The organism is Streptomyces sp. NPDC002156 (genome assembly GCF_053593675.1).
In genome coordinates this window covers 21,051-27,249 of sequence record NZ_JBSFDA010000140.1, presented here as the reverse complement: position 1 = coordinate 27,249, position 6,199 = coordinate 21,051, and the positions used below count along the sequence as shown (strand labels likewise).

At 68.8% G+C, this 6,199-nt stretch carries 5 protein-coding genes; all 5 read left to right on the top strand.

Annotation, left to right across the window (positions count from 1 at the left end; all coding sequences use genetic code 11):
• Positions 1-180: 180 nt before the first annotated feature.
• The 5 genes from ACWCRB_RS37635 (at position 181) to folE (ending at position 6,153) form a co-directional block, all read left to right on the top strand.
• On the top strand, positions 181-1,314 hold the full coding sequence (locus tag ACWCRB_RS37635) for a zinc-dependent metalloprotease (protein ID WP_451000349.1): 1,134 nt from the start codon (positions 181-183) through the stop codon (positions 1,312-1,314).
• Positions 1,315-1,504: 190 nt separating this feature from the next.
• Positions 1,505-2,551 carry a tRNA lysidine(34) synthetase TilS gene (tilS, locus tag ACWCRB_RS37630; RefSeq protein ID WP_451000348.1) on the top strand — a complete coding sequence of 349 codons (1,047 nt, stop codon included), beginning with the start codon at positions 1,505-1,507 and terminating at the stop codon, positions 2,549-2,551.
• Positions 2,552-2,604: 53 nt separating this feature from the next.
• Positions 2,605-3,165, top strand: coding sequence for a hypoxanthine phosphoribosyltransferase (hpt, locus tag ACWCRB_RS37625; protein ID WP_044471976.1), 561 nt, complete (start codon positions 2,605-2,607; stop codon positions 3,163-3,165).
• Positions 3,166-3,362: 197 nt separating this feature from the next.
• On the top strand, positions 3,363-5,399 hold the full coding sequence (gene ftsH, locus ACWCRB_RS37620; protein ID WP_451000347.1) for an ATP-dependent zinc metalloprotease FtsH: 2,037 nt from the start codon (positions 3,363-3,365) through the stop codon (positions 5,397-5,399).
• Positions 5,400-5,547: 148 nt separating this feature from the next.
• On the top strand, positions 5,548-6,153 hold the full coding sequence (folE, locus tag ACWCRB_RS37615) for a GTP cyclohydrolase I FolE (protein WP_451000346.1): 606 nt from the start codon (positions 5,548-5,550) through the stop codon (positions 6,151-6,153).
• The last annotated feature ends 46 nt before the right edge of the window (positions 6,154-6,199 follow it).

The following is a 6,199-nucleotide window of genomic DNA, read 5'->3' as shown; positions in this document are numbered from 1 at the left end:
GCGCGGCTCCTGGCCCCCAGCCCGCCCGCGCCGCAGCGCATCGGCACCGCTGTGGGCAGGCGTTCCGCAGGGCGGAACGGGTGGGCACAGCCGACAACGCCGGGTGCCGACCCAACAGAGCCCGGCCTCTGCCGACCTCGCAACCTGCCCCCAAGGGGACCGCTCCCGTACCGTTGACGCATGACGAGCATCGGTGGTGCGGCATCTGCTGGGATGGTCGACTGGAATCTCGCGGTGGCGACCGCGACCCGGCTGGTGAGGCCGGGCCCGGAGGTGAGCCGTGACGAGGCCCGGGCCATCGTCGCGGAGCTGCGGCGGCACGCGAAGGCGTCCGAGGAGCACGTCCGGGGGTTCACCCGGATGGGGACCGACGCCGTCCACGACACCCCCGTACTCGTCGTCGACCGCCCCGGCTGGGTGCGGGCGAACGTCGCCGGGTTCCGTGAGGTGCTCAGGCCGCTGCTCGGGAAGATGGAGGAGCGGCGCGGGAGTTCACCGGGCGGGGCCGTGCTCGGCGCGGTCGGCGGCAAGGTCACCGGCGTCGAACTGGGGATGCTGCTGTCGTTCCTGTCGTCGCGGGTTCTCGGCCAGTACGAGACCTTCGCGCCGGCCACCCGCGAACTGCCGGCGGGCGCCAACGGCGGCGGCCGGCTGCTCCTCGTCGCGCCGAACATCGTGCACGTGGAGCGCGAACTCGACGTACAGCCCCACGACTTCCGGCTCTGGGTGTGTCTGCACGAGGAGACGCACCGCACCCAGTTCACCGGCGTGCCCTGGCTGCGCGACCACCTGGAGGGCGAAATCCAGTCGTTCTTGGGGGAGACCGACGTCGACCCCATGACGTTCCTGGAGCGCATCAGGGAGGCCGCGCAGTCCCTCGCGGGCGGCCGGCCGGAGGGCGAGGAGGACGACGGCGGACGTTCCCTGGTCGAGCTGGTGCAGACGCCGGCCCAGCGGGAGATCCTCGGCAGGCTCACCGCGGTCATGTCCCTCCTGGAGGGGCACGCCGATTTCGTGATGGACGGAGTGGGCCCCGCGGTGGTGCCCTCCGTGGCCGAGATCCGGGAGAAATTCCAGCAACGACGGGCCAAGGGCGCCTCCCGCCTGGACCTCGCCCTGCGCAAGCTGCTCGGTCTCGATGCCAAACTCAAGCAGTACCGGGACGGCGAACGCTTCGTCCGCGCGGTCGTCGACCAGGTCGGCATGGACGGCTTCAACCGCGTCTGGACCTCCCCGAACACCCTCCCGACGAAGGCGGAGATCGCCAAACCGGCGGACTGGGTCGCGAGGGTGCACCGCAAGACGGAATCGTGAGCCCATGGGGTACGTGGTGAACGAATCCGGCCGACGGCAGGTGAACGCCCCTTCAATCACCCGTCCGAGGGACCGTGGGGCATGGGTAGGCGTGCAATGCTCGGGGAACGGCCCGTTTCTGTCACCATCTACACACTCTGAGTGACCGGAATCGGCTCACCCCCCGAAAACTTCATGAAGGGAACCGGACATGGGTCCCCATCCTGCGGTCGCGGCGATACGCCTGGCGGTTCGCCGCGCCCTCCACGACATCCTCAGCGGGCACCACACCCCGCACGCTCAGCACGCCGCGCTTCTCCCCGGCCCCACTACACCTGGCGAGTCCTCCCCGCTCGTCCTCGTGGCGTGCTCCGGCGGCGCCGACTCCATGGCGCTCGCCTCCGCTCTCGCGTTCGAAGCGCCCAAACTCGGCCTGCGCGCCGGGGGCGTGACCGTCGACCACGGCCTGCAGCCCGGCTCCGACCTCCGCGCCGACGAGGTGGTCCTGCGGCTGACCGAACTCGGCCTCGCCCCGGTCGAGTCGATCGCCGTCACCGTCGGCCGTGAGGGCGGCCCCGAGGCCGCCGCCCGCGACGCCCGGTACGCCGCACTGGACGCCGCCGCCGAGCGCCACGGCGCCGCCGCCGTCCTCCTCGGCCACACCCGCGACGACCAGGCCGAAACCGTCCTGCTCGGCCTCGCCCGCGGCTCCGGCATCCGCTCCCTCTCCGGAATGGCCGCGGTCTCGGGGGCCGACGGCCGTTACCGCCGCCCCTTCCTGCAGCTCGACCGGCAGACCGCCCGCAAGGCGTGCATGGTCCAGTCCCTCCCGGTCTGGGACGACCCGCACAACGCCGACCCGGCCTACACCCGGTCCCGGCTGCGTCACGAGGGCCTGCCCGCCCTGGAGAAAGCCCTCGGCAAGGGAGTCGTCGAGGCGCTCGCCCGTACGGCCCAGCTCTCCCGCGACGACGCCGACGCCCTCGACACCTGGGCCCGCCAGGCCGAGGCCTCCGTACGGGACGCGGCGGGCCTCCTGGAGTGCGCCAAGCTGTACGCCCTGCCGCCCGCCGTACGCCGCCGCATCCTGCGCAGCGCCGCCATCGAGGCGGGCGCTCCGGCCGGTTCGCTGTTCGCCCGCCACATCGAGGAAGTCGACCGGCTGATCACCGGTTGGCGCGGTCAGGGAGCCATCAATCTCCCCGGCCGGGTCGTCGCCCAGCGGCAGGGTGGCAGACTGGTGATTCGGCAAGGCTGAATCCCACCCCCCTTCCGAGAGGGGCCGGGCAGCAGGTGGGACGACCGAAAGTGATGCGGGTGGACGCGAAAGACATGGGTGCCGACCTCAAGTCGGTGCTCATCACCAAGGAAGAGATCGACGCGAAGCTCGTAGAGCTGGCAGCGAAGATCGACGCGGAGTACGCGGGCAAGGACCTGCTGATCGTCGGTGTCCTCAAGGGCGCGGTGATGGTCATGGCCGACCTGGCCCGGGCGCTGTCCACCCCCCTCACCATGGACTGGATGGCCGTGTCGTCGTACGGCGCGGGCACCCAGTCCTCCGGTGTGGTGCGGATCCTCAAGGACCTCGACACCGACATCAAGGGCAAGCACGTCCTCATCGTCGAGGACATCATCGACTCCGGGCTGACCCTGTCCTGGCTGATCTCCAACCTCGGCTCCCGCGAGCCCGAGTCGCTGAAGATCTGCACCCTGCTGCGCAAGCCGGAGGCCGCGAAGGTCGCCATCGACGTGGAGTGGGTCGGCTTCGACATCCCGAACGAGTTCGTGATCGGTTACGGCCTCGACTACGCGGAGAAGTACCGCAACCTTCCGTTCGTCGGTACGCTCGCGCCTCACGTCTACGGCGGCTGAGCCAAAGGGCCGGTCCTCTCGGACGTCCGGGAACCCCGGAGGGTCCCGCGCCGTTGGAGCTTGCGTGGACGTGATTGCCAGCCCGCCCGTGCGCCTTCGGGTGACAAAGCTGGGGTACCGTCCGAAGAGCAGTCTTTAGAACAGTCTTTGTCAAACTCACTATGGCAGGAGGGACGGGGCGGCACCGCTCCGTATGGATGGACGTGAAGCGATACTTCCGTGGGCCGGTCATGTGGATCGTGCTGGCCGTCCTTGCCGTGGTCGTGTTGATGCAGGTCGTCGGCTCGTCCGGCGGCTACAAGACGGTGGACACCGGCCAGGTCGTCCAGGCGATCAATGACAACAAGGTCGAGCAGGCCAAGATCACCACCGGTGACGAGCAGGTCATCAAGGTCCAGCTCAAGGACGGCCAAAAGGTCGAGGGCAGCTCGAAGATCCAGGCGAGCTACATCGGCGACCAGGGCGTCAACCTGGCGAACACTCTCCAGGACAAGTTCCAGAACAAGCAGATTCCGGACGGCTACACGGTCTCCCCGACCAAGCAGAACGCGTTCGTGGGCATTCTGCTGTCGCTGCTCCCCTTCGTCCTCATCGTCGTCGTGTTCCTGTTCCTGATGAACCAGATGCAGGGCGGCGGCTCCCGAGTCATGAACTTCGGGAAGTCCAAGGCCAAGCTCATCACCAAGGACACCCCGAAGACGACGTTCGCGGACGTCGCGGGCTCGGACGAGGCCGTCGAGGAACTGCACGAGATCAAGGAGTTCCTCCAGGAGCCGGCCAAGTTCCAGGCCGTCGGCGCCAAGATCCCCAAGGGTGTGCTCCTCTACGGGCCTCCCGGTACGGGCAAGACGCTGCTCGCGCGTGCCGTCGCGGGCGAGGCGGGCGTTCCGTTCTACTCGATCTCGGGTTCCGACTTCGTCGAGATGTTCGTCGGTGTCGGTGCCTCCCGGGTCCGTGACCTCTTCGAGCAGGCCAAGGCGAACGCTCCGGCGATCGTCTTCGTCGACGAGATCGACGCGGTCGGCCGCCATCGCGGCGCCGGCCTCGGCGGTGGTCACGACGAGCGCGAGCAGACGCTCAACCAGCTGCTCGTCGAGATGGACGGCTTCGACGTCAAGGGTGGTGTGATTCTCATCGCAGCCACCAACCGTCCCGACATCCTCGACCCGGCGCTGCTGCGTCCCGGCCGTTTCGACCGCCAGATCGCGGTCGACCGCCCGGACATGATCGGCCGACTGGAGATCCTCAAGGTTCACCAGAAGGGCAAGCCGGTCGCTCCGGACGTCGACCTGTCGGCGGTCGCCCGTCGCACGCCGGGCTTCACCGGCGCGGACCTGAGCAACGTCCTCAACGAGGCCGCACTGCTCACCGCCCGTGGCGACAGGAAGCTGATCGACAACGCCGCGCTGGACGAGGCCATCGACCGCGTCGTGGCGGGTCCGCAGAAGCGGACCCGGATCATGTCGGACAAGGAAAAGAAGATCACCGCGTACCACGAGGGCGGCCACGCCCTGGTCGCGGCGGCCTCCCCGAACTCCGACCCGGTCCACAAGATCACGATCCTGTCCCGCGGCCGGGCCCTCGGTTACACGATGGTGCTCCCGGACGAGGACAAGTACTCCACCACTCGCAACGAGATGCTCGACCAGCTGGCATACATGCTGGGCGGCCGGGCGGCGGAGGAACTGGTCTTCCACGACCCGACGACGGGTGCCGCGAACGACATCGAGAAGGCCACGGCAACGGCCCGCGCGATGGTCACGCAGTACGGCATGACCGAGCGCCTCGGCGCGATCAAGTTCGGCGGCGACAACACCGAGCCCTTCCTGGGCCGGGAGATGTCGCACCCGCGCGACTACTCGGAAGAGGTCGCCGCGCTCGTCGATGAAGAGGTCAAGAAGCTCATCGAGAACGCGCACAACGAGGCCTGGGAGATCCTGGTCGAGAACCGCGACGTGCTCGACGCGCTGGTGCTGCAGCTGCTGGAGAAGGAGACGCTGAGCAAGGAGCAGATCGCCGAGGTCTTCGCTCCCATCGTGAAGCGCCCGGCCCGCCCCGCGTGGACCGGCTCCTCCCGCCGTACGCCGTCCACCCGCCCGCCGGTGCTCTCCCCCAAGGAGCTGTCGCTGACGAACGGGACGAACGGCTCGGCGCCGGCGATCACCACCAAGGCCGGAGCCACCGAGTCCGTCCCCGTGACGGAGCCGGTGCCGGAGGATCGTACGGAGAGCTGATCCCGGCTCTCCCGCCTCCTCCCGCTCAGTGGGCCCGGAATGGATGCCGTGTCCCTCAGGTTCTAGCCTGGGGGACGCGGCATTTCGGTATGTCCGCACGTGCGACGCGTGGTCCACACGCGTGACAGGGACAGGAACGAGGCACCAGATGACCGACCCCGTGACGCTGGACGGCGAAGGCACGATCGGCGTGTTCGACGAGAAGCGGGCGGAGAACGCCGTGCGCGAACTGCTGATCGCGGTCGGCGAGGACCCGGACCGCGAGGGCCTGCGGGAGACGCCGGGGCGGGTGGCGCGGGCGTACCGGGAGATATTCGCGGGGCTGTGGCAGAAGCCCGAGGACGTCCTGACGACGACGTTCGACCTGGGGCACGACGAGATGGTGCTGGTGAAGGACATCGAGGTGCTGTCTTCCTGCGAACATCACCTGGTGCCGTTCGTCGGAGTTGCTCACGTCGGCTACATCCCGTCCGTCGACGGCAAGATCACGGGGCTCTCGAAGCTGGCTCGGCTGGTGGATGTCTACGCCCGTCGACCGCAGGTGCAGGAACGACTCACCACGCAGATCGCCGACTCCCTGATGGAGATCCTGGAGCCGCGTGGGGTGATCGTCGTCGTGCAGTGCGAGCACATGTGCATGTCGATGCGGGGGGTTCGGAAGCCGGGGGCGAAGACGATCACTTCGGCGGTTCGGGGGCAGTTGCGGGATCCGGCCACCCGGAACGAGGCGATGAGCCTCATCATGGCTCGCTGATTCAGGCCGGTTTTTCGTCTGCGGGGCCGTCGTGGCTGGTCGCGCA

Bases quoted from the DNA above. Each gene is read 5' to 3' on its own strand.
- hpt (WP_044471976.1), top strand. From the start codon at position 2,605: ATGCGGGTGGACGCGAAAGACATGGGTGCCGACCTCAAGTCGGTGCTC.
- tilS (WP_451000348.1), top strand. From the start codon at position 1,505: ATGGGTCCCCATCCTGCGGTCGCGGCGATACGCCTGGCGGTTCGCCGC.
- ftsH (WP_451000347.1), top strand. From the start codon at position 3,363: ATGGACGTGAAGCGATACTTCCGTGGGCCGGTCATGTGGATCGTGCTG.
- folE (WP_451000346.1), top strand. From the start codon at position 5,548: ATGACCGACCCCGTGACGCTGGACGGCGAAGGCACGATCGGCGTGTTC.
- ACWCRB_RS37635 (WP_451000349.1), top strand. From the start codon at position 181: ATGACGAGCATCGGTGGTGCGGCATCTGCTGGGATGGTCGACTGGAAT.